Source organism: Mycobacterium asiaticum, from assembly GCF_001673365.1.
In the GTDB taxonomy this organism is placed as follows: Bacteria; Actinomycetota; Actinomycetes; order Mycobacteriales; family Mycobacteriaceae; genus Mycobacterium; species Mycobacterium asiaticum_A.
Genome location: NZ_LZLS01000211.1, coordinates 36,587 through 59,704, shown reverse-complemented (window position 1 = coordinate 59,704; position 23,118 = coordinate 36,587). Strand labels below are relative to the sequence as shown.

Below are 23,118 nucleotides of genomic sequence, written 5' to 3'. Positions count from 1 at the left end.
GTTATGAGGTTTGGGCGGAAAAGTCTCGGGACAGCCGGTGTTCGGGGAACCATTCCCCGTCCGGTAGGTGGGACACAAGTTGCTCTATCGCGACGGCGGTCGCGAATGGTGTACCGGGGCTGAAGGTGGAAACCCACTCCCCGTCGAAGGCACGGGACGGGCTGACCAGCACGCGCCCGGCGGTGGTGTCGACGATGCTCAGGCCGACCTCGGTGTTGGAGTGCCGGCCGTCGCGGTTGCAGCCGGCAACGATCTCGACGTAGCTGCGCGGTCCGCTGAAAACGGACTCCACCACGGGGCGCGCCGAGGCCGGAATGCCAAGGTAGTCAAGAACTTCGGCGAGCGGCGTGCCGGCCCGCAACCGCTCGTCCGCCCGGGTGCCGACCCGCATCGGCATGCTGAACTCCTCGAACCGGGCCGGCGGCCGTTGCGCGAGTCCCACACCGAGGACGGGGACCAGGGCGCGCGGGTCGTCGATGTCCATCGCGGTGAACGTGATCAACTGCGCGCTGCGCAACGCGACCACGGTGCTGCCGGCACGCTGCGCGACGATGCCGCGCAGCATCTCAGCACCGCCCTCGCTATCTGGGCGCGCCGGCCCCAGGTAGCGCAGGTCGAGCCAACGGTCCGGGAAGCACACCACTTTGATCCAGTCGGCGACTCTGGGGTTGATGACCGCATCCGGTGTCATCAACCCCATCCGGGTCAACTCGTCTGACTGACGGTCGAAGAACGCGGCTCGTTGCGCGCCATCACTATACGGCGTGGTGATGGCGAGCACCCACGGAAAGCTGCCTGCCTCAACAGTTTCCGCGATGAACCACGCCTGGTCGACCGTCAGTTCAACGGCATTGGGCATGGCGGCCAATTGGTGCTAGCCGCCCCACTTGGCGGCTTCGGCCTGGTCGCGGGCCATCATCGCCATCGTGTTGGCTTCGTGGGTGCTGGCCATCGACTGGTAGGCGCGCACCAGGTCTTCCATCGCCTGGTTCCACTGCACCTGCCAAGTCTGGTAGGTCACGCCGGTGTCGCCCTGCCAGGCGTTCTGCAGCGCGGCCTGCTCAGCGGAGATGTCGGCCCCCAGGCCCTGCATCGTGCCCGCGTAGCCGGACATGTCACCGGCGTGCGCCAGCATCGCCGGGTAGTTGTACATGATCTGCGACATGAAAAGTCCTTTCTGCTCGGTGACCGGATCAGAAGCCGGTGTAGGTGGACGCGGCCGCGGCGTCCGCGGCGACATAGGTGCCAGCGGCCTCGCCCAGGTTGGCCTGCGCGATGTCCAGCAACGAGTTGACCCGCGCCGCTACCTCCACGAAACGGGCGTGGGCAGCCTGAAACGCCGCCGAGGCCTCACCCTGGTGGAAGGCCTGCGCGGACATCGCCGCCTGCTCGGCCTGACCGATCGTGTGCCGCATCAACCCCGCCTTGGCGGCGAACGCCGACTGCGACGACACCAACTGCGGAATATGAGCATCCAACAGACTCATAGTTCTCCCTCTCCATTTACTCGATTCATGCGAATCCGAAATCCATCACTGACTGTCGGGTAAGTCATCTCGTCGACTTTCCGGCCCCCCTTCCTCTCCGACCTGCTCCCAGGTGCCCGGCATCATCGGAACCCTTGGGCCACCGCCGAATTCATCGCCGGCCAACGCGGTCAGCCCCACGGCCCGGAGCAACTTCTCCCGGGGTAGGGTGCCGGCGAAGCCGAATGTTCCGGCGCCTCGCTCGGAGGCCTGCGCATCGCCGTCCCAAACGGGGTCGACGTCGACATTGGCATCCACGTATTCATGACTGTGGTGGTGAAGCGGTGCGCGCCGCCGCCGTTTGGCGCGTGCCGCGGCACTGCTGACCGCGGCAGCGCCGGCCGCAGGGACGGTGGCCGCGGGCGCCTTCGCCCCGGTACGGCCACCCACCGTCGGACCCAGGCTGGGACCCGAGTCGATGGGACCGGCGACCACGTACGGGTAGGCCGCCGTCGCCGGTGCCGCCGTCGCCGGGGCTGAACCTGCGGGCGCACCCGCGGCGGTGGTAGATGCCGGCGCTCCGGCCGGACTGGCCACCGTCGAACCGAGTCCGGCGACCGGGAAACTCGGCTCAGGAGTGTGCGAGACCGGCACCACCTGTTCCACCGGCGGAAGGCTCGGAATGGCGTCCAGTTTGAGCAGGCTGAGAAAGCCCAGACTGGCGAGTCCGACGGCGAGCAGGGGTGGCGCCCACAGCGGCGCACTCAGCACGGTGCCCCAGGTTCCCCACCCGACCGGCTGGAAGAACGCCTGATACCCGAGCGCGAACAGCAGCGGGCCCCACGTGACCAACGCGGCTTCCGGGTTCGTGGCGAAGTCGATCACCATCTGCTGGATCGCCGGCAGCGGATTGGATAGGAAGTCCCACAGCAGCTGGCCGTCCGGCAGCAGCAGCACGTAGTCGTGCAGGAGATTGACGATGATTTGCAGGATGTCGAATTGCGAACCCGCGTCGGCGGCGGGTGCCACCGCAGCGACCTGCGTGAGGTCTGCGGCCGAGGCAGCTTCCCCGGCGGGGGCGACGATCGACGGCGCCGCGGTGGCACGGGGCGCCGACGCCAGTGCCGCGCCGGCGGCCGCCTGGTAGAGACCCATGGTCGTCGCGGCCTGCAGCCACATCCGCATGTAGTCGGCCTCGTTGAGCGTGATCGGAATCGTGTTGATACCGAAGAAATTCGTGGCCACCAGCACGCCGTGCACGATGTGGTTCGCGGCCAACTCCGGCAACGTCGGCATCGCGCCCAGCGCGGCGGTGTACGCCGAGGCCGCAATGTCGTGTTGGGCCGCCGATCCCGCCGCATCGGCGCTGGCCTGTTGCAGCCAGGCCACGTATGGCTGGTGCGCGGCCACGTACCGCGCCGCGCTCGGGCCGTGCCATGCGCCCGCTTGAACCGCCCCCACAAGACCACTGAGTTCTGCTGCCGTCGCGGCATATTCGGCACTGAGCGCGTTCCAGGCCCCGGCGGCCGCCGACAGCGACGCCGGTCCCGGTCCACTACTCAGCAGTGCCGAATGCACCTCCGGCGGCGAAGCCATCCAGATGGGCCCAGCGAGGGGGACTACAGCGGGAGTCAATGTCACCCGCCCGGTCACCCGCCCGCGATTCCGTACGTTGCAGCGGCCGCGGCGTCACCCGCGATGTAGCTGGCACCGGCTTCGCCGACACCGACGCCGGCGCGCCCGAGTTCTTCGACGCCCTGAGCGGCGACGGCGGCGTGTTCCTGGCCCTGCGCGCTGAACCCGGCCGCGGTCTGCAGCGACACCGGGTCGGCGGCGGGCGGCACCACCGCGGTGATCAACGGTGCCGCACTGGCGTGCGCGGCAGCCAGTTTCGCCGTCAGTGCCTCGACTGCGGCGCTGGCCGCGGCCAGTCCTTCCGGAACTACTCGCAACGTCATCACTGACTTCCCTTCTGTTGCGTATCACCAAATGTCGCGGCCGCACCCTCGAGCGGGTTGACCAGTTGGACGTATGTGGGAATGTCGCTGTCGGACAGCAATATCGCCCGACCGGCGGGTAGCCGGCTGAACCGCTGACCGCGGATCTTGCCGCTGTCCTGCGGGTTGCCGGCCAGCATCAACGTGGTCGCCTGCAGGTCGTTGAACCTGCGCAGCAACGGGTTGGTCATCAATCCGTGCGCCGAGCCCGACGCACGCCCGGTGACGATCACCCGGAGCCCCAAGTCGCCGGCCTGGCCGAGCAGGCCGATCAGCGGGGTCCAAGGACGCTGCCCAAGGTAAGGACCACTGGTGGCCGCCGAGTCCGGGATCTGGTCGACGTCGTCGATGATCAGGTAGTGGGTGTGGCCACCCGGGTAGCGCCACCGCGACAGCTCCGCGGGCGATAACCCCGCGGGCGGCCGGCGCGACTCGATGATGTTGGCCAGACCGATCATCGCCGGGGTGATCCGGTCGATATTGGCCGTGTACTCGTTGTCGCTGAACAGCGGCTCATCGACCAGGTGCAGCCGCCGATCCAAAACGGTGAAGGCCACTTGGTCGGCGCTCGAGTGCTCCCGGACGGTCCGGATGATGTGCCGCAGCAGGGTGGTCTTGCCGGACTTGCTGTCGCCGAACACCATCAGCAGCGGGTTCTGCGCGAAGTCGTGCACCACCGGCGCAAGGTCTTCTTCGCGCTGGCCGAGCACGATCTGCTCGGGACCTTGATGCAGCGCGCCCACCGCCTCGGGCGCCAGGTTGGTGGGCAGCAACCGCACCGGTGGCGCGGTCTGGCCCGGGTAGCGGGCGTTGATCGCCGGAATCTGGTCCAGTTCCGGTGCGGCGAACAGGAAATGCTGTGCGGCCATTGTCAATCCGCGACCCGGCTGGTCCGGCGGGATGGCGTCGGCCGGACGGTTCAGCGCACCGACCACCCGCACGTTGCTGTCGCGCGCGTCGTGCAGCTTGAGCTCGAGCCGAAGGCCAAGCCCATCGCGCATAGCCAGCGGGACCTCAAGCCAGCTCGGCGTGGTGATCACCACGTGGATTCCGTATGCCAGACCGGTGTTGACGAGTTCGGACACCTTGGCCAGCAACGGGTTCCGTGTGTTGAACTGATCGACGTTGTCGCGGCCGAAGCCGTAGAGGTTGTCGATGACGAGGAAGACTTCCCCGAAACCGTCATCCTGCGCGACTACCGTGTCGCCGCCGGAACCGTTATGCCCGTTCGGACGGTCGCGGAATGCCTCCCGCTCTTGACGGGACCGCAGTAGCTGCTCCAGCTCGCCGAAGGTGCGGCGGATGCGCTCGGGCTCGAGTGCCGTGGCAACGCTGCCGACATGCGCCAGTCCCTCCAGCGCCCGCAGCTGCCCGCCGCCGTAGTCCAGGCAGTAGAACGTGACGTCGTGCGGTGTGTGCAGGCTGGCAGCCGAGAGGATGAAGGTCTGCAGCGCAGTCGATTTCCCGGACTTGGGACCGCCGTGGATCACCATGTTGCCGGCCGAGGATGTCGCATCGAACACCAGCGGGTCGCGGCGCATCTCGAAGGGCTTGTCCACCTCGCCGAGCGGCCAGCGCCATTGCCGAGCGGGTATCCCGGCCCGGGCCAGCGCCGCGGTCAGCGGGATCGGCTCGTCCAGCGGCGGCAGCCACAGTTGCGGGGCCCGCGGTCCGTAGCTGGCGAGTTGCTCGCCAATCGTGGCGATCAACTTGCGTGGCGGTCCGGTCGGCTCGTCCTCGTCCGACACTGAGACGACGGTGCCCGGGTCCGGCTCCACCGCACCGGCGGGGAACAGCTTCGGCTCGGGAACCGACTCCACCACCATGGTTTTGGCTACCTGCGGCGGCTCGTAGATGCCGTCGACGTAGGTGGACCGGAACTTGATCGGGGTGGCGCCCGGTGCGGGCACCAGGAAACCAATGCCCTTGTGCTCCTTACCCGACTCGATGTGGTAGGCGTCTTCCACACCGATGATCTGCCGAGACACGCTGGAGCTGGCCACCTTCAGACCGATCCGGTAGGAGGTGTTCTTGTCGATGTCCTTGATCTTGCCCACATCCAGCGTCTGGGAGGCGAACAGGATGTGGATGCGGAACGAGCGGCCCTTACGTGCCACGTAGTCGAACAGTTCCGCGTATTCCGGATGGTCCGCGAGCATCAGGGTGAACTCGTCGGCGACCACGAAAAGCGTTGGGATCGGCGGCAGATCGTGTCCGGCTGATATCGCGTTCTCGTACTCGGTCACCGAGTTGAACGCGCTGCCCTGCACCTTGCGGCCGGCCTCGCGCAGCAACATCTCGCGTCGGGCGACCTCGCCGCGCAGCGTGTCGGCGAAGCGGTCGGCCAGCGACTTCTTCTCCGCCATGTTCGAGATCACCGCGACAACCTGCGGGAAGTTGCGGAAACTGTCGGCCCCGGCCTCGCCCTTGAAGTCGGCGTAGATGACGATCAACCGATCCGCTGAGTGAGTGGTCAACAGCGACAACAGGATCGACATCAGGGTTTGCGACTTGCCAGAACCCGTCATACCGATCATCAGGCCGTGCGGGCCCATCCCGCCCTCGGCTTCGTCCTTGAGGTCGAACATCAGCGGCTCACCGGTGGCGGTGACACCGATCGGGACCCGCAGCTCGTCGTCGCGACGGCGCGGCGCCCACAACGCCGGCACGTCGAGCCGGGAAGCGTCCGAAATTCCCAGCAGCGTAGTGAAGTTCGCGCCGCGGGTGGCCGCCGACCGCAGGCCGGTGTGCGTCGGGTTGGAGTCCCAGCGCGACAGCCGGCGCGCCAGATGGGAGGCCTCACGTACGCCGAACTCGTCGGCGGCGTCGATGTAGGGCTGCCAGCCCCCGGTCTGCCACCGTTCGATGGCACGTTTACCGCCGCGGGTCTCGATGCGCAGGATCGGCTTTTCCGGATCCGAGTACTGCTCCCGGTTGGGGGCGGTGGCCGAGAAGTTCACCACGGTGACTCCCGCGCGGCCCACCGCCAATGTCGAGGCGCTCAGGTCGTATTCGGGGTCGTCCACGACGATCAGCAAGTGCCGCAACGCATCTACCGGCTGACCGGTGAACGCGGTGCGGTCTTCGAGTGCCGAGCCGAGCAGATCGATCAACTCGTCGGCATCGGTGGCCAGGTAGCGGGCCGGTCCCACACCGTCGACCTGACCGGGAATGTCCACGTGCGGCAACCACTTCAGCCACGACCAGTCGTCGTCCTCCAGGTGGCGGGAGGCCAGCGCCACCCCGAGCACCGTCGGGTCGTGCCAAGTCACCGCCTGGGCGATCCAGGCGCGCACCGCGGCCCGCGCCGCGGCGTCACCGAGCACCGTGATCTGGGAGACCTTGGTCAAATCGATTCCGGTCGGCACGTCGCGCACCGTGCGCTGCGTCTCGAGCAGGCTGCGTAATGCACTGTGCGACACCGGTTCCAGATCGATCTCATCGGCAATGTCGTTGACCCGCAGCGCGGTGGTCAGCGGGGCGGAGTGCCGCCCGGCTCGTACCACCAGGAAGTCGGGGTCGTGCGGGTCGCGTTCCCACTGCCGACGGGTACCCGGCACCGCGGTCAACGTCTCCGGGTCCGGGTGCGACCACAGTGCCGCCGCGCGTTGCTCGGTGGCCTGAGCTCGAATGTTGTCCCGAACCACCGACAGGTAGCGCAGGTAGTCGGCGCGCTCCGCGTCGACTTCCTCGGTGCGCATCTTGTTGTCGTTGCCACGGTAGAGCGCAGTAGCGGCCAGCAGCAGCACGAACGGGAAGAACAGCGTCTGCGGCGAAATCACTTTCATACCGGTGGCAAAGAGCGCGACGATCATGCCGACGATCAGGATTCCGATCAGGTACGGCATCGCGCGCCGGAACAGCGACGGCGGGATCGCCCGGGGCAACTCCGGTGGCGCCTCGATCGTGATGGTGCCTTTGCGAGTGCTCGGCGGCGTCAGACGCCGGCGGGCCTCGAAGATCAGTCTGCTCATCGGGGCTCCCCTTCGGCTGCTACCGGATGACCCGGCCGACTGTCGGGCGGCAGGCCGTCATGCGCTAACAGCGCATCGGCGCGCGACAGTGTCGGACCGGGTGCGAACAACGACAAAATCGACCACGGGATGCCGAGCGGCGGCGACTGAAGACCCAGTGCCTCAACGGCTTTGCCGCGACCGCTCGCACCGGACCTACCGTCGGCCTCGTTGTCGATGCCGTAGCGGACCCCGGTGTCGGAAATCCAGAACAGTGACCCGGTGGCAGGTGCGGCCGCGCCACCCCCCACGGTCTGAGTGAAGTAGCCGGTTCCCGGCGTAAGCGCGACTTTGGCTCCCCCGCCGACCAATTCGACGGTGCGTAAACCTTCGGGCACCGGCAGCGCCGAACCCGCCAGCAAGCTCACCGAACTCGTGGCGGCGCCATTCGGCTTGGTCCAGAACGCACAGGTGATCGGGTTGCTGGCCGCATCGACGTTGGTCACCGGTTGGGCGGGATAGTGGCTGGTGTCCAGCAACCGCGAGACGGGCAGTTTGGCGACAGCATCGGCGTCCAGGCGCGGCGGCTGTTGCAGGCCATAGGAATTCGTGTTCCGCAACATCGCCGCCAGCACCGGCGAAATCGGCTGTAGGCCGTCGGGCAGCACCGCGTAGTACGTCATGGTGTCCGATGAACTGCGATCCACGGCGTAGGACACCACCACCCCGCCGATCGGAGCGGGCACGGCTCCCCCGGGCGAGAAGGCGGCTGGGGCGCCAGCATTTGGAATGGGCGGTGCGGCCAGCGGCGGTGCTTCTGGAATCGCGTTGAACAGACCCGACGCGATGGGCCGCGGAGCGGGCACGTCGGTGCCCAGACCCAGTGCGTTGGTGACCGCGTGGTCGGCCAGATCGATCCGACTCCGCTTGCCGTCCCACAACACCCAGGTGCCATTGCCTCCGGACGGGGTGGCGTCGACCAGGATCACCTGGCTGGAAGCGATTGCGGCCGCGCGGGCGCCGTCACTGTGCGGTTGTCCCGCAATGACGGTCACTCCCGTGCTGTGTGCGCCACGCCCGGGCTGCCCGCTGACCCCGTCACACACGGTCCAGTCGGCATCGCGGGTGGTGTTCTGCACCATTCGTTCCGGCGCGCCGGGGATTCCGATCAGGTTACCCCGCGGAAAGCTGTCCAGCTCAGTGCTTTTCACGGTCGTGGGGTTGACCGGCTGGCCGGCGATCAGCCGGGCCGAGGTGAGGTTGAGCACCGGGTGCAACTGTTCACCGACCCGCACGTAGAGCGCCGCGGTGGACCGGTCGGCGAGCACGGTGTTGCTGCCCACCTGGCCGTTGGGCCGGATCAGCGAAAACACAAAGCAGCCAAGCAATCCGGTGACCACCAGCAGCACACCCATCAGCACCGCACGTGACTGGGTGCGCAGCGGGTCTACCAGCATCCTGGTGTCGTGCAACGCGATTCCGGACGCGATCCTGCGCATCACGAACCGCCAACCGGTTACCTGGTGACGGGTGACGAAGCCGCGACGGTACTGCACCTGGTCGGGATTTTCGTTCGACGGGGTGCGGGAGGCGAAGGAACGCCGAGCCTCATCCCGCTCGTCGCCAAACTCGTTCCTGCTGCTCATGCCGGCACCGAGAGCCCGAGACCGCGTAGCAGCGGGGCTACCGTGTTGCCGACATCTTGTGCGGTGATTGTCATCAAGTCCTCATCGGTGAATTCACCTGTACCGGCCTGTTCGGAATGGTCAAGCCGGAATTCACGTTCTTCCTCGGACCGCTCGACCACGTTTCGGACGAACCGGCCGTTGCCGGCGATGTCGAGGTTTCGCCGGTCGATTCCGTTGCTGTCGGGCGACGATGTCTCGGCCAGGTGCGTGAACAGGCGCTGCATGTCGTCGAGTGCCTGCTGTTCGAACACGCTGTCTCGTTGCTGCGCCATGAGATTCGCGATTTCGGTCAGCTCGGACGGCTGGTAGGACGGGAAGTCGATGCTGCGGGTGAACCGGGATCGCAGACCCTCGTTGGTGTCGAGGAACTTGTCCAGGTCTGCCCGGTATCCGGCGATGATGACCACCAGCCGGTCGCGGTCGTTCTCCATGCGGGCCAGCAGCGTGTCGATGGCCACCAGACCGAAGTCGTTCTTGGCACCGGTGGCCACCAGCGCGTAGGCCTCGTCGAGGAATAGCACGCCGTCCAGCGCACTGTCGATGATCGCGTTGGTCTTGGCCTCGGTCTCGCCGATGTGCTGACCGATCAGATCGGCGCGGTGCACCTCGCGGATGTTCTCCCGCTTCAGCAGACCCAGGCCGCAGTAGATCTTGGCGACCACGCGGGCGATGGTGGTCTTGCCCGTTCCGGGCGGGCCGGCGAACACCAGGTGGTGGGTGCGTTGAGCGACGGTCAGCCCGCGCTGTTGGCGCAACACCGCCATGGCGACCGAGCTCTTCAGCCGGGAAACCTGGTTCTTCACCTCGTTCAGACCGATGAACTCGTTGAGCGCCACTTCCGCTTCTGCCAGCAGGGCGGCCTTGCGCTCCCGGGCACCCGGGTCGACGAAGTCGGCGTCGCTGGGCTCGGTGTCCCGGTTCCACGGGTCGGTGCGGGCTTCGATCCGGGCAGCGGTGGTGGTGACCATCCCGAAGCTCGGGTCGGAGAGCGCCTGCTCGATCTCTTCGTTTTCCGGATTGGCCGCATAGAGCTCGTGCAATACGTCGCTGGCGGCTTCCTCGTCCACGTGCGCGCGCAACGCGAGAGCCTTGGCCAACGCACCGTCGACCGCGGCGACGGCGATCGGGCCCTCGGGCTCCTCCAGGTACGACAATGCTGGAGCAAACATGCCCAGCCGCGCCAGCGCGGTGCCCAGCGTGATCTTGACCGCGTGGGCGAAGGCCTCATCGAGGTCGGCGTCGTTGACGATCGGCGTCAGCAGCTTGACGACGTCCGACCAGCGCTCGGCGCGGTAGTTGATGACGACGGAGATCCAGCGTGCTTCGCGCAGCTTGGGGCGGCGCTCGGCAACGCGGCTGACGATCTCGTGTGCGGCAGCGAATTCGCTCGCACCGCCGGTGGCGGCCAGCGCGGCCGCATAGGCAAGGTGGAAATCGTCCGGCGTGGTCGCGCGGAACTGCAGGTAAAGACCCGTGTCATAGCGGAATCCGAGCGCTCCGCGCTGCAGTTCCACCTGCCGCTGCAATACGCCGGCCGTCGCCGCGGTGCGCGCAACTTGTGCGAGCACATGCTTTGACGTGTCGCCAGCGGCGGCCAGGCCGGTCCAGGCGTCGCACTGCTCGTGGGCAACGCGGGTGAGCGCGCTGAAACCCGACCGGGCCGCGTCCAGATCGGCCGGGCGCTGCCGGTCGTATACCGCAATGCCCAGTGCGCGGCAGCAGGTAGCAAACCTGCTGACCACGTCACTATCTACCCTGCCGTCCGTCCGGGATGCGCGGGGATGAGCCGCAAGCATGCCAATATCACCGCGTTCCACGCCTGCGCCGTCTCCTGAAGTCAAGGTCGCCATTGGCGAATTCTGCTCGTCGTTAGCCACACGAAGTTAGCATTCCCTAAGCTAACTGTCGAGGCGGCCGAATGGGTGCAATTCGCCACACGGACTACCGCTCTGATGCCACTGACCAGCAATATCTCCACACCTCCCGGGGACTGGGCCCTCAACGTACGCAGCTTACTGAATATGATTTTCATTAACAATGCCGGGGTCGACTTGCACCTGCGCCGCTCGGCAGGTGTCCGGCAGCCTCGGCTCGACCGAGCTCTTGCCCCCGCCGTCGGCGGTCAGCGCCGCCAGCCCGATCCGCCTGCCGGACACCGCGCGGCTCAGCGTTCCGGCGAAGCCCAGCACTCCCGCGAACCGCACGCGGCCTCGACGACACGGCTGTGTCGGTGACCGCCTGGGGGCTGCGATTGTGCCGGTTGCGCTGGGATGCGATGGGACGGGTATTGATCCCGAAGAAGTTCGTTGCGAGCAGCACCGCCCCGGTCTCGTGCTGGAGAGGCAGACATGTGCGCGTTTGCCCGGCTCTGCGCGACAAACGCCGATCGTCCGGCCCCACGCGGGCGACCTGTCGCGCAGAGCCGGGCAAATGTGCATAGGCGCTGGTGGCGCTGGTCCGTTTCAGCCAGGACAGATACGGCGGATACGCGCTCGAGTACCGCGCGGCCGTGGGGCCCCGCCCCGCCTGCGCCGCCGCCAGCCAGCCCGCGGGTCCTGGGCCGCCACTGAGCTGGGCCGAACGAATCTCGGGCTGAAATGCCGTCCACGGCACCGACACATTGGACGGCACATTAGAAGTAGTCGGATGCCGTCGCGCCGAAGTTCCAGCGAAGTGCTACGGCTTCACTGCGCTCACCAGGGTGTTTCGGGCAAACATCTCCGCAGCCTCGGAGTCTGGACCCGGTGTCTCACGACCCACTTCGCGCAGGTAGTCGGTCAGCGGAGTCCCGATCGCCGTCCAACCGTGCGCACCGAACCATTCGGCGGCCGGGGCATGGCGCTCGTTGTAGACCAGCTGGAAAAACGGACGCTCTTCGGCCGCTGCGCGTTCCTCCTCGACCTTGGCCTCGAACACTTCGGGAGGTAGCGGGGTGCCGTCCTCGACGGCGACGTGGCTGCCGAGGGTGGCCATCGCGTCGATACCGGTGAACAGTTGCTCCTGCGTCGCGGCCGGAAGGTAGATCAACAGGCCCTCGGCGATCCATGCCGAAAACTGGGTAGGGTCAAAACCGCTGTCCCGCAGCGCTTGTGGCCAATCATCACGCAGATCGACGGCGATCTCACGACGCTCAGCGCGCGGTTGGTGATCGGCGAGCACGTCCCGCTTGAATTCCAGCACCTGCGGCTGATCCAGCTCGAAGACCGTGGTTCCGTCCGGCCAGGGCAGCCGGTAGGCACGCGAGTCCAGTCCGGCGGCCAGGACGACTACCTGGCGCGCGCCCGCCGCGGCTGCCCGCTCAAAGTAGGCGTCGAAATACCGGGTACGCGCACCCTGGAAGTTGACGAAGTGCCGACCGAAGTCGTCGCTCTTGAGCTCGTGATCGGGCGCCTGGCCGTCCAGCACGTCTGCCCAGGAACCGCCGACCGCCCGGCAGAACAGCTCCGCAAACGGGTCCACGGCCAACGGGTCGGGCTTCTGCGCCTCCAACGCACGCGCGGTCGCTACGAACAGCGCCGTCGACCCGACGCTCGTGGTGATGTCCCAGCTGTCGCCTTCACTACGCACCCAACCCAGGCTAGCGGTGTTCGACACTCCAGGTACTTGGCAGCATCGGCACCGTGGGCCCGGCGCCGAATTCCGGCTCGGTCAGCGTGCTCAGACCCGCCGCGTCCTCGGCCGATGCATTGCGCACCGTGCCGGTGAACCCCATATTTCCGGCGCCGCCGCCCGAGGCGGTGGACGCCGTCTCCGGGACAGCTCCCCAGTCCGGGTCGACGTCCACGTTCATATCCGCGAACTCGTCGCCGTATTCACGCTGAATCGAGCGTCGGCGCCGCCGCCGGCGGGCTTGCTCCCGCGCGGCTGCCGCGGCCGAAGCGGCCGCCGAGTCGGGTTCGGACGCTTTCCTCCTGGCACTCGCGCTGGCGCTGGCGGCCATGCCGGAGCCGAACCCGATGCCCGGGCCGCCGCCCACCAAGAACGGAAACCCAAAGCCGCCCGGAGCAGCACCGGCCGGTGGTGGTGTCGGGGCGGCGCTGGCAACGGTGCTGGTCGCGGTGGCGGTAATGGGCGCTGGGGCCGCGGTTGCGCCCGACGCCACAACGCTCGGCGCCGACCCGGCCACCGGCAGCAACGGCGCTGCGGTCGCCGCCGGAGCAGTTACCGGGATGGTTGCCGGTCCGATGGCGGCCAGTCCGGAAAGCCCCGCCAGGCCGCTGACCGCACCCAGGTTGGCGATGGCGCCGCCCATCGCGGCGGCGATCAGCTGCGGGGATTGGAGTACCGGGATGAGCTGGGCCAGGTGGGTAGGCCAGTCGAATTCGGCCAGTTCGACCACGTATTCCAGTGCGCCCGCGGGATTGGTGAACAGTTGCTGGACAAAGGTCTCGAACTGCTGGCCGAATTCCAGCGAGCGCGCCACCCACCACAGCGGCTGGGTGGCGTCGGTGATGTCTTCCATGGGGATTCCGTTGAGGGTGCCCTCGAGCGGATCCCAGTTGAGCTGGCCGTTGGTGACCATGCGCAACAGGTCGGCCACGATGTAATCCAGCGCGGTGGGGTCCCCGTGGTCATGGTCTTCGTGACCCCCGCCTTCCTCATGGTCATGGTCATGGCCATCGTCGTCGGAGTGGACGATTTCCGGCGCCGGGCCGGTGACTGGCGTCGCCGCCGCAGCGGTACCGGTTACGGCGTCGTATGTCGCCATGGTGGTGGCCGCCTGGACCCACATCCGCGCGTAGTCAGCCTCGTTGAGCGCGATCGGAATGGTGTTGATCCCGAAGAAGTTGGTCGCCACCAGCACGCCGTGAATGGCGTGATTCGCGGCGAGCTCGATCAGGGTCGGCATGGTGGCCAGTGCCGTCGTGTACGCGGCGGCCGCGGTTTCGTGCTGGACGGCGGCACCGGCGCTCTTGGTGCCGGCCTGGTTCAGCCAGGCCAGATACGGCACGTGGGCGGCCACATACTGGGCAGCGCTCGGCCCCTCCCATGCCCCGCCCTGGACTCCGCCCAGGAGCGCCAGCAGTTCGTCGGCCGCCTCGATGTACCCGGTGCTCAGCGCCGACCACGCGGCAGCGGAAGCGAGTAACGGGCCGGGGCCGGGACCGGTGCTGAGCAACGTCGAGTGGACTTCGGGCGGTGACGCCATCCACATCGTGGCCATCCGTACCAAACCTCCACCGGTGAGTTCCGGCTTTGGAGATTACTGGTTTTGATAATCGTTTTCAATAGGGCGGCCAGCGCGGCTCAGATCAGCGGCAGGCCTTTCCGGATCCGGCGATCCAGGTCCCACAGGGTCAGGTTGAATGGGAACTGCCGAATCACTTTGGGCATCAGGTTGTTCACCGCTGCGATCGCCGCCATCAGCTGGTCGAAGTTTCGCTGCTTGCCGTCATCCCACGACAGTCCCATCTCGTCGCGGAACCGTTGGGGCAGGAAGCCGGAGGTGATCAGCAGGTTGAGACTTTCGATGGGTTCGCGTATCCAGCTCGGCAACCACACGCCCTTTATCCGGGCTACCGCGATGGGATACAGGAACTCGCGGACGGCGTCGTCGATGTGTATCTGGTCGAGCGACTCCTGCCAGTACTTGTCGAAGGCGGCCCGGTCCGCGGGCCACATCTCCTCCGGCACCTGCAACGTGCTACCGACCGCCGCCGCCTCGCGGTAGAGACGATCGGCCTCCTCTTCGTCGAGCTCGCCGACGAAGATGCGATAGATATCGATGCCGCCCTTGAAGATGCAGGCCGCCACCCACAGCTGCAGTTCGGGATCAAACGCGTTGTAAGACACCGGACTGTCCGGTGTCGAGTAGACCTGCGCGTGCGCGCGGTTTATCGCGCGCCGAAAGGCCGCCTTCTGGGCGTCGGTGCCGTTATTGGCAACCGCGATGTAGGTAAAGGTGGTACGCGCCCGCTTAATCGGGTGACGGTCGATTCGCCCGCTCTCAACACGGCTCTCGGCGACGCCGTGGCCCACGCCAGGGCGCGCCAACTCCATGATCACGTTGGCCGGACCGGCCAACAGCGCCACGCCCATCAACCCGTAGTCCTCGGCTATCCGGCGCTTGCGCCCCGACTGAGGCCGCGGCGGGTCCGAAACGGGCCGCTCGACGTGCGGTATCACCTGGCGAGCAGTTTGCTCAATCGTCATCGTCAACCCCCGGCTTTTGCCAGAAAATCTGGTAACGTCTGTTTCCCGATACTGGCCCGGGTTCCACGCTGATGTCAAGATGGGTGCCTATGACTGGCGAAGCAGCAAGCGCGCGGCCCTACCGCGGCGTCGACGCGGTCGAGCGACTCGCAGCGCGACGCAACCAGCTGCTGTCCGCCGGGTTAGACCTGCTGGGCGCCGAGGATCAGGACGCCGCCGAGCTCACCGTCCGCAACGTGTGCCAGAGCGCGGGGCTGTCGGCCCGGTACTTCTACGAAAGCTTCACCGACAAGGACGACTTTGTCGGTCAGATCTACGACTGGGTTATCGCCGGCCTGGCCGGCAAGATCACCGCGGCGGCCGCCGGGGTCCCGCCAGACCAGCAGCCGCGCGCCGGCATGGCCGAACTGGTCCGCACCATCGCCGGCGATGTCCGCATCGGGCGCCTGCTGTTCAGCACCAAGGTCGCCAATGCCGTGGTGATGCGCAAGCGCACGGAATCGATCGCGTTCTTCGCACTACTGTCCGGCCAGCACGTCATCGGTTCGATGCGGGCGCCGGAGAACGATCGCGTCAAGGCGGGCGCGCACTTCGCCGTCGGCGGTGTCGGGCAAACGCTGAGCGCCTGGCTCGCCGGCGATGTCCAGATGGAACCCGACGACCTCGCCGATCACCTCGCCTCGCTGCTCCTCGAGCTCACCGAGCCAAGTCTGTACCGGCCCCCGGTCAGGGCATCAGCGGCACTTGCCACAGACGCATATCTGGATGAAGCCACAGGCGCATCCACGTCAGACGCATGAGCCGCAGTGCCCCGGAGATCAGCAGAAACGCCATCGGTGCCTGAATAAGCACCGCGGTGATCACCGACAAAGCGGCATCCTCGGGCCCGGCGGTCATCATGTCGAACCAGGCGTCGCAGATCAACAACACTCCGGTGGTGAACCCGGTGAGGATCAACAGCTGACGACGCTTGAAACCCAGTAGCGCCGTCGCCGCCATGAACCCGAGCAGCAGGATGTCGAAGCCGACCCAGGTGACCGGCCAGTTGTGCGCAACGTACTTCTGCGGCAGCGTCCAGGCGAGGTAACCGATCCACGGGATCATCGCGACCAGGCCGCCCACGATCAGACCAAGCCGGATGCGCCGCATCCGGGCAAGCACGGCCGGGTCCTCCAGCTCGCTCAGGGGCGCCTCGAGCCGCGAAATCAACTCCCGTCGCTGTTCGGGTGACAGCGCCGCGATCTGGTCGTCGGACAGGATGGCCTCGGTCATACTGGGCCGGCGGCTACCGGCGGTCGCCGGTCGGCCGCGGTCCTGGGTATCGCGGGCGTGTCTGCTTCGTTGAATTCCCGGACCCAGCAAGCGAATTCCAGCATGATGCCGTCAGGGTCCTGAAAGTAGAAGGAGCGTACGTACACGCCCGGATGCACCGTGGCGGCCACCTGCATCGGGCTCTCGTCGTGGTTGAGCACCGGACCGACCCGAACCCCCTTGTCCTTCAGTCGCTGCCGGTAGGCGTCAAACTTGTCCGCCGGCACGTGGAAGGCGAGATGGTTCATGGTGCTGACCGCGCTGGTGATGTCCCCCAGCCCCGGTAGCGCACCCGGCGATGAAATGCCGGGCACCCGGTCGGCCGCCTCGGCGAACCAGAAGAACGCGACGCAGTCGCCGTTGCCGGCGTCGAAGAAGAAATGCTGCCCCGCACCGCCGGGTAGGTCGAGCGACTTGATCAGCGGCATGCCGAGGGTGTTGCTGTAAAAGTCGACGGTGCGTTCCATGTCCGAGCACACCAGCGCGACGTGATTGATTCCGCCGAGCTCGAACTCGGTGTTGGCGTTGTACGGCTTGATCATGTTCGCGCCTCCTACCTAAGATCCAAACCTGAATCTAACATCAGATTCAGGTACGTTCCAGGAAGGCGCAGGTGTCGTTCCCAACCCAGCGTGGCCGGCAAACTCAAGCCGCAATCGACGCTGCCGCGCGAACAGTGATCGCACGCAAGGGAATTCTGGCAACAACCATCGCCGACATCGCCGCCGAAGCCGGCCGGTCGGCGGCGTCGTTCTACAACTATTACGACTCCAAAGAAGCGATGGTCCGCCAGTGGGCGCTGCGCTTCCGCGACGAGGCAAACAAACGTGCGCTCTCGGTGACCGAGCACGGCTTGTCCGACCGCGAACGCGCGCACCAGGCGGCGGCCGCACACTGGCACACCTATCGGCACCGGCTGGCCGAGATGATCAGCGTGTCGCAACTGGCGATGGTCAGTGACGACTTCGCGCAGTACTGGGCCGAGATGTGCGCGATTCCACTCACTTTCATCGCAGAATCGGTCAAACGCGCTCAGGGGCAAGGATATTGCGCCGGCGATGACCCGCAGCTACTGGCCGAGGCGATCGTGGCGATGTTCAACCAGTTCTGTTACATCCAGCTCACCCGGTCCCCGGAGTGCGACGATCAGGCCTGCATCCAGACGCTGGCCAACATCTACTACCGGGCCATCTACTGCCAGGAGGATCGCTCCAATTGACTGATATCAGCCGCGAATTCATCGGGTTGCCGTCCCAAACCGCCGCGCGAGCGGGTGCGGGCGGACATCCCTGCCAAGGGCTCTACCACCGCGCGGCGGGCGACCGGCCAAAGGTGGCGATGATCGCCACGCATTACCAGATCGACTTCTCCGAGCACTACATCGCGGAGTACCTGGCCGCCCGCGGCATCGGGTTCTTGGGCTGGAACACCCGCTTCCGCGGCTTTGAAAGCAGCTTTCTGCTCGATCACGCCCTGGTCGACATCGGGGTCGGGGTGCGCTGGCTGCGCGAGGTCGCGGGCGTGGAAACAGTTCTGCTGCTGGGTAATTCGGGAGGTGGCTCGCTGATGTCGGCCTACCAGTCCCAGGCGGTGGACCCGAACGTGACACCACTGGCAGGCATGCGGCCCGCGACGGGCGTCACCGAACTGCTCCCCGCCGACGGCTATGTCGCCACCGCCGCCCACCCTGGGCGCCCGGATGTGCTGACCGCCTGGATGGACGGTGCCGTCATCGACGAAAACGACCCCACCGCAACAGATCCCGACCTTGACCTGTTCGACGAACGAAACGGACCGCCGTATTCGCCCGAGTTCATCGAGCGCTACCGCGCGGCGCAGCATGCCCGCAACCACGCCATCACCGACTGGGCCGAGCACGAACTCACCCGGATTCGTGCCGCCGGCTTTTCCGACCGGCCGTTCAGCGTGACCCGCACCTGGGCAGACCCACGCATGGTGGATCCGACCATCGAACCCACGAAGCGCCAAGCTAATTCGTGTTACGCCGGAGTCCCGGTGAAGGCCAACCGTTCCGCGCAGGGCATCGCCGCGGCCTGCACGCTGCGCAACTGGCTGGGTATGTGGAGTTTGCGCGTGGCGCAGACCCGGGCCGAGCCGCACCTGAATCGCATCACCTGCCCGGCGCTGGTGATCAACGCCGAGGCCGATACAGGTGTCTTTCCATCGGATGCCAAACGCATCTACGACGCGCTGGCCGGGACCGACAAGACGCAGGCCGCCATCGACACCGACCACTACTTCACCACCCCGGGGGCACGCGACGAGCAGGCCGACACCATTGCCGAATGGATCGCTGCTCGGTGGGCCTAGCTGTCGTACGCCAGCCGACTGGTTGTTAGTTTTGCAACTGAACCCACCAAGGCGAGGGAAGGCAACCAATGCCGATCGCAATAACCCCTGAACATCAAGACCTGGCCGATTCGGTGCGGTCCCTGGTGGCGCGGGTAGCGCCGTCGGAGGTGCTGCACGAAGCGATGGAGACACCGGTCCCGAACCCGCCGCCCTATTGGCAGGCGGCCGCCGAGCAGGGCTTGGCCGGTGTGCACCTGGCCGAATCGGTGGGCGGGCAGGGTTACGGCATCCTCGAGCTGGCCATCGTGCTGGCCGAGTTCGGTTACGGAGCCGTGCCCGGTCCATTTGTGCCGTCGGCGATCGCCAGCGCGCTGGTCTCCGCGCACGACCCAGACGCCAAGGTGCTTGCCGAACTTGCCTCCGGCGCAGCCATCGCGGCCTACGCGCTGGACTCCGGGCTGACCGCCACCCGCCAAGGCCCGGACGGAAGCCAAGTGCTGGTGATCCGCGGCGAAGTCCGGGCGGTGCCCGCCGCCGCGCAGGCCACCATCCTGGTGCTGCCGGTAGCCATCGACAGCGGCGAAGAGTGGGTGGTGCTGCGCTCCGAGCAGCTTGAGATCGAACCCGTGCCGAGTCTTGACCCGTTGCGGCCCGTCGCCCATGTGCGGGCCAACGCCGTCGAGGTGGGCGACGACGTGGTGCTGGACAACTTGAGCATGACGGCCGCGCACGCGCTGATGACGACGCTGCTCTCGGCCGAGGCGGTGGGGGTGGCGCGCTGGGCGACCGACACCGCCTCGGGCTACGCGAAGATTCGCGAGCAGTTCGGTCGGCCGATCGGCCAGTTCCAGGCGATCAAGCACAAATGCGCCGAGATGATCGCCGACACCGAGCGGGCCACGGCCGCCGTGTGGGACGCCGCGCGGGCGATAGACGAGAGCAGCGAGCACGTGGAGTTCGCGGCCGCCGTGGCCGCCACGCTGGCGCCAGCGGCGGCGCAGCGATGCGCCCAGGACTGCATTCAGGTGCACGGCGGCATCGGTTTCACCTGGGAACACGACACCAACGTCTACTACCGCCGGGCGCTGTTGCTGGCGGCCTGCTTCGGGCGCGCTTCGGAGTACCCGCAACGAGTGGTGGACACCGCCACCACCACCGGCATGCGCGCGGTCGACATCGATCTGGACCCCGAGACCGAACAGTTGCGCGCCGCGATCCGTGGTGAAGTCAGCGCCTTCAAGCAGATGGATCGCGCGGCCCGCGCGGTGGCTATCGCCGAGGCCGGCTGGGTGCTGCCCTACCTGCCCAGGCCGTGGGGGCGGGCATCGGATCCGATCGAGCAGGTCATCATCGCTCAGGAATTCACCGCCGGACGGGTCAAACGACCGCAGATCGGCATCGCGGCGTGGATCATCCCGTCCATCGTCGCGTTCGGCACAGAGGAACAGAAGCAGCGCTTCCTGCCGCCGACCTTCCGGGGCGAAATGATTTGGTGCCAGCTGTTTTCCGAGCCGGGGGCCGGGTCGGACCTGGCCGGGTTGTCCACCAAGGCCACCCGGGTGGACGGCGGCTGGCGCATCACCGGACAGAAGATCTGGACGACGGCCGCGCAGTACTCGCAGTGGGGTGCGCTCCTGGCCCGGACCGACCCGAATGCGCCAAAACACAATGGCATCACCTACTTCCTGCTCGACATGAAGAGCGAGGGCGTGACGGTCAAGCCGCTCAAAGAGCTCACCGGACACGAAATGTTCAACACCGTCTACATCGACGACGTGTTCGTGCCCGACGAGTACGTGCTCGGCGAGGTGAACCGCGGCTGGGAAGTCAGCCGCAATACCCTTACCGCAGAACGGGTTTCGATCGGCAGCAGCGACGCGAACTTCCTGGCCACGCTGCCGCAGTTCGTCGAATTCGTGCGGGACGGGCAGTTCGATCAGGTGGCGCGGCACCGCGCCGGGCAGTTGATCGCCGAGGGACACGCGGCCAAGGTGCTCAACCTGCGTTCCACGCTGCTGACCTTGGCCGGTGGTGATGCGATGCCGTCGGCCGCGATCTCCAAACTGCTGTCGATGCGCACCGGACAGGGCTACGCCGAGTTCGCGGTGTCGACGTTCGGCTCCGATGCCGTCATCGGCGACCCCGACACGTTGCAGGGCAAGTGGGGCGAGTACCTACTGGCCAGCAGGGCCACCACGATCTACGGCGGCACCTCGGAGGTGCAGCTCAACATCATCGCCGAGCGCCTGCTCGGCCTGCCCCGCGACCCGTAACCGGGGTCTGCGCGGACGCCGCTGACATCGAGTGTGAAGCTACGCATTCGCGAGTGAACCTAGGGCGGAGATTCGGTCGAATCTCCGCCCTGCGTTCACTTTCGGCGCCCTGGGTTCACTCGGCTTTTTCGGAGTCTTCTGACTCTTCTTTCTTCGAGCCCTTTTTCGAACCTTGCTTTTCGGACTCTTTCGACAATTCCTTGGCCTTGTCCTTGGCCTCGTCTTTGTCCTCGGCGTCGAGCTCGCGCAGTTCGCGCTTGAGAATCTTGCCCGTCGGGTTGCGTGGCAACTCGTCGAGGAAGATCACCTCGCGCGGGACCTTGTAACGGGCCAGCTCCTCTCTCACGTGCTTCTTGAGGGTGTCCTCGTCGACACCGGAGCCGTCCTTCTTGACCACGAAGGCCCGCAGCCGGTGGCCCCACTCCTTGTCCTCGACGCCGATCGCGGTGGCTTCCACGACGTCCGGGTGGCCGCTCAAGCAGTCCTCGACCTCGGCCGGGAACACGTTCTCGCCACCAGACACGATCATTTCGTCGTCGCGGCCGCTGACGAAGAGCAGGCCGTCCTCGTCGAAGTAACCGACGTCGCCCGAGGACATCAGGCCGTCGATGATCTCCTTGTGGCCGCCGCCGGTGTAACCCTCGAACGGAAAGGCGTTGCCGACGAAGATCCGCCCCACCTCGCCCTGCGGCTTCTCCTTGCCGTTGTCGTCGAGGATCTTCACCTTGACGCCCTTGACGACGGGCCCGACCGTGGCGGGGTCCTTCTCCAGGTCTTTGGGCCCGGCGATGGCCGCGAACGCGATCTCAGTGGAGCCGTACATGTTGTAGATCACCGGACCGAAGTCTTTCAGCGCGCGAGATGCAAGCTCGGCACCCAACTGCGAACCGGATACGAAAATGATCTTGAGGTGCGACAGGTCGGGCTTCTCGTCCATCTTCTCGATCGCGTCCAGCAGTCGCGACAACATCACCGGCACCACAACCATGGCGGTCGCCTTGTGCTTCGCGAGGTCCTCGAGCACCAGCGGCGGCTTGAATTTCCGGCGCAGCACCAGCGTCGAGCCCAGGAACATCGCGATCGTGGCGTGCAGGAAGCCCAGCGCGTGAAACATCGGTGCCGGCAACGAAGTGATCTCGTTGGCCTTGAACGGCACGTGCGACAAGATGCCGCCGACCGGCGCCAGGGTCGGCGGAGTACTGCGGTTCGCGCCCTTCGGAGTTCCGGTGGTACCGCTGGTCAGGATGATGATCGACGCGTGCTTGCCGGCCTTGGGCGCCGGATCCTTGCTGCTGCGCTTGATCAGGTCGGCCAGCGTCTCGTCCTCGCTGCCCGAGTCCTCGTCGCTGTCCGGGTTGGTGCCCAGCGCGCGCAACTTGCCCAGCTCCGGTTCGGCCTTACTGACGGTCTTGGTGTACTCGTCGTCATAAATGATGATCTGGGCGCCTTCGCGCTCCGACACTTCCTTGACCTGCGGGCCAGAGAATTCGCTGTTGAGCAGGATGATGCGGGCGCCCACCCGAGCTGCACCGAAGTAGGCAACCAGGAACCAGCGAGTGTTGCGGGCCAGGATCGCAACCCCATCCCCGGCCTTGACGCCCTTCTCGAGCAGGCCGTTGGCCACCGCGTGGGCCGCCTCGTCGAGTTCCCGGAAGGTGAACTCGCCGTCTTCGTCGATGCACGCCGCCCGGTCTGGGGTGCGGGCGGCGTTGAGCGCCGGCAGCATGCCGAATTCGCCCCACTTGACGATGCCGGTGGCCAGCGCGGCATAGTTCTGCGGCGGTTCGATGCGAAACGCACCGGCCTCGAAAATTTTGCGGACGTAATGCAGTTCGGCGGCGCCGCGTTCAACGTATTGCTGGATTTTTCCGACGCCGGGCAGGTCGCTGAGGTTAGGCATAATCCTCACCATATGTGACGGAGGTCGCAAAGCGACCAGTAGGTTTCTCCCGAATTACCATCGG

The 23,118-nt window shown here is 66.6% G+C and carries 18 protein-coding genes and 2 pseudogenes; 4 read left to right on the top strand and 16 right to left on the bottom strand.

The features are described from left to right. Nucleotide 1 precedes the first annotated feature (1 nt). From A5634_RS24765 to A5634_RS24710, 13 genes and pseudogenes are all read right to left on the bottom strand, one after another. On the bottom strand, nucleotides 2–868 hold the full coding sequence (locus A5634_RS24765) for an ESX secretion-associated protein EspG (protein WP_155769715.1): 867 nt from the start codon (nucleotides 866–868) through the stop codon (nucleotides 2–4). Nucleotides 869–874: 6 nt separating this feature from the next. Next, entirely contained in the window at nucleotides 875–1,165 is a 291-nt protein-coding gene (locus A5634_RS24760) for a WXG100 family type VII secretion target (RefSeq protein ID WP_065146667.1), read from the bottom strand. Nucleotides 1,166–1,193: 28 nt separating this feature from the next. Further along, the gene (gene esxG, locus A5634_RS24755; protein ID WP_065146666.1) at nucleotides 1,194–1,487 is read right to left on the bottom strand and encodes a type VII secretion system protein EsxG; all 294 of its coding nucleotides are present in this window, start codon (nucleotides 1,485–1,487) and stop codon (nucleotides 1,194–1,196) included. A 45-nt stretch (nucleotides 1,488–1,532) separates the two neighbouring features. Next, on the bottom strand, nucleotides 1,533–3,062 hold the full coding sequence (locus A5634_RS24750) for a PPE family protein (RefSeq protein WP_065146665.1): 1,530 nt from the start codon (nucleotides 3,060–3,062) through the stop codon (nucleotides 1,533–1,535). 53 nt (nucleotides 3,063–3,115) lie between these two features. Beyond that, nucleotides 3,116–3,424, bottom strand: coding sequence for a PE family protein (locus A5634_RS24745; RefSeq protein ID WP_065146664.1), 309 nt, complete (start codon nucleotides 3,422–3,424; stop codon nucleotides 3,116–3,118). Next, the gene (gene eccCa, locus A5634_RS24740) at nucleotides 3,424–7,437 is read right to left on the bottom strand and encodes a type VII secretion protein EccCa (RefSeq protein ID WP_065146663.1); all 4,014 of its coding nucleotides are present in this window, start codon (nucleotides 7,435–7,437) and stop codon (nucleotides 3,424–3,426) included. Before eccCa ends, A5634_RS24745 begins: the two co-directional genes overlap by 1 nt. Next, the gene (eccB, locus tag A5634_RS24735) at nucleotides 7,434–9,062 is read right to left on the bottom strand and encodes a type VII secretion protein EccB (protein ID WP_065146662.1); all 1,629 of its coding nucleotides are present in this window, start codon (nucleotides 9,060–9,062) and stop codon (nucleotides 7,434–7,436) included. Before eccB ends, eccCa begins: the two co-directional genes overlap by 4 nt. After that, nucleotides 9,059–10,921 carry a type VII secretion AAA-ATPase EccA gene (eccA, locus tag A5634_RS24730; RefSeq protein WP_065146684.1) on the bottom strand — a complete coding sequence of 621 codons (1,863 nt, stop codon included), beginning with the start codon at nucleotides 10,919–10,921 and terminating at the stop codon, nucleotides 9,059–9,061. The genes eccB and eccA overlap by 4 nt, the downstream gene beginning before the upstream one ends. Before the next feature lie 195 nt (nucleotides 10,922–11,116). Beyond that, nucleotides 11,117–11,293, bottom strand: coding sequence for a hypothetical protein (locus tag A5634_RS28800; protein ID WP_172831785.1), 177 nt, complete (start codon nucleotides 11,291–11,293; stop codon nucleotides 11,117–11,119). A gap of 88 nt (nucleotides 11,294–11,381) precedes the next feature. Next, nucleotides 11,382–11,717, bottom strand: a pseudogene (locus A5634_RS30375) (PPE family protein); the annotation flags it as partial. Nucleotides 11,718–11,780: 63 nt separating this feature from the next. After that, nucleotides 11,781–12,671 (bottom strand): class I SAM-dependent methyltransferase, encoded by an 891-nt coding sequence (locus A5634_RS24720; RefSeq protein WP_065146683.1) that lies wholly within the window; start codon nucleotides 12,669–12,671, stop codon nucleotides 11,781–11,783. A gap of 10 nt (nucleotides 12,672–12,681) precedes the next feature. Further along, entirely contained in the window at nucleotides 12,682–14,268 is a 1,587-nt protein-coding gene (locus A5634_RS24715) for a PPE family protein (RefSeq protein ID WP_065146660.1), read from the bottom strand. 83 nt (nucleotides 14,269–14,351) lie between these two features. After that, entirely contained in the window at nucleotides 14,352–15,257 is a 906-nt protein-coding gene (locus A5634_RS24710) for an oxygenase MpaB family protein (protein ID WP_065146659.1), read from the bottom strand. 89 nt (nucleotides 15,258–15,346) lie between these two features. Between A5634_RS24710 and A5634_RS24705 the strand changes: the two genes are divergently transcribed. Continuing rightward, nucleotides 15,347–16,057: a TetR/AcrR family transcriptional regulator gene (locus A5634_RS24705; RefSeq protein WP_065146658.1), complete on the top strand. Its 711-nt coding sequence runs from the start codon at nucleotides 15,347–15,349 to the stop codon at nucleotides 16,055–16,057. On the opposite strand, the gene A5634_RS24700 is transcribed toward A5634_RS24705, so the two are convergent. Both A5634_RS24700 and A5634_RS24695 read right to left on the bottom strand, forming a co-directional pair. After that, a complete protein-coding gene (locus A5634_RS24700; protein ID WP_065146657.1) occupies nucleotides 15,984–16,529 on the bottom strand; it encodes a hypothetical protein in 546 nt (181 codons plus the stop codon). The genes A5634_RS24705 and A5634_RS24700 overlap by 74 nt on opposite strands. After that, nucleotides 16,526–17,110 (bottom strand): VOC family protein, encoded by a 585-nt coding sequence (locus A5634_RS24695; RefSeq protein WP_065146656.1) that lies wholly within the window; start codon nucleotides 17,108–17,110, stop codon nucleotides 16,526–16,528. The genes A5634_RS24700 and A5634_RS24695 overlap by 4 nt, the downstream gene beginning before the upstream one ends. Before the next feature lie 71 nt (nucleotides 17,111–17,181). Between A5634_RS24695 and A5634_RS24690 the strand changes: the two genes are divergently transcribed. The 3 genes from A5634_RS24690 (at nucleotide 17,182) to A5634_RS24680 (ending at nucleotide 21,154) form a co-directional block, all read left to right on the top strand. Then, nucleotides 17,182–17,787, top strand: coding sequence for a TetR/AcrR family transcriptional regulator (locus A5634_RS24690; protein WP_155769712.1), 606 nt, complete (start codon nucleotides 17,182–17,184; stop codon nucleotides 17,785–17,787). Next, entirely contained in the window at nucleotides 17,784–18,899 is a 1,116-nt protein-coding gene (locus A5634_RS24685) for an alpha/beta hydrolase (RefSeq protein WP_172831784.1), read from the top strand. Before A5634_RS24690 ends, A5634_RS24685 begins: the two co-directional genes overlap by 4 nt. A 68-nt stretch (nucleotides 18,900–18,967) precedes the next feature. Then, nucleotides 18,968–21,154, top strand: a complete 2,187-nt coding sequence (locus A5634_RS24680; protein ID WP_065146654.1) for an acyl-CoA dehydrogenase — start codon at nucleotides 18,968–18,970, stop codon at nucleotides 21,152–21,154. A 238-nt stretch (nucleotides 21,155–21,392) separates the two neighbouring features. Here A5634_RS24680 and fadD2 read toward each other — a convergent pair. Next, nucleotides 21,393–23,054, bottom strand: a pseudogene (gene fadD2 / locus A5634_RS24675) (long-chain-fatty-acid--CoA ligase FadD2); the annotation flags it as partial. Nucleotides 23,055–23,118: the final 64 nt, after the last annotated feature.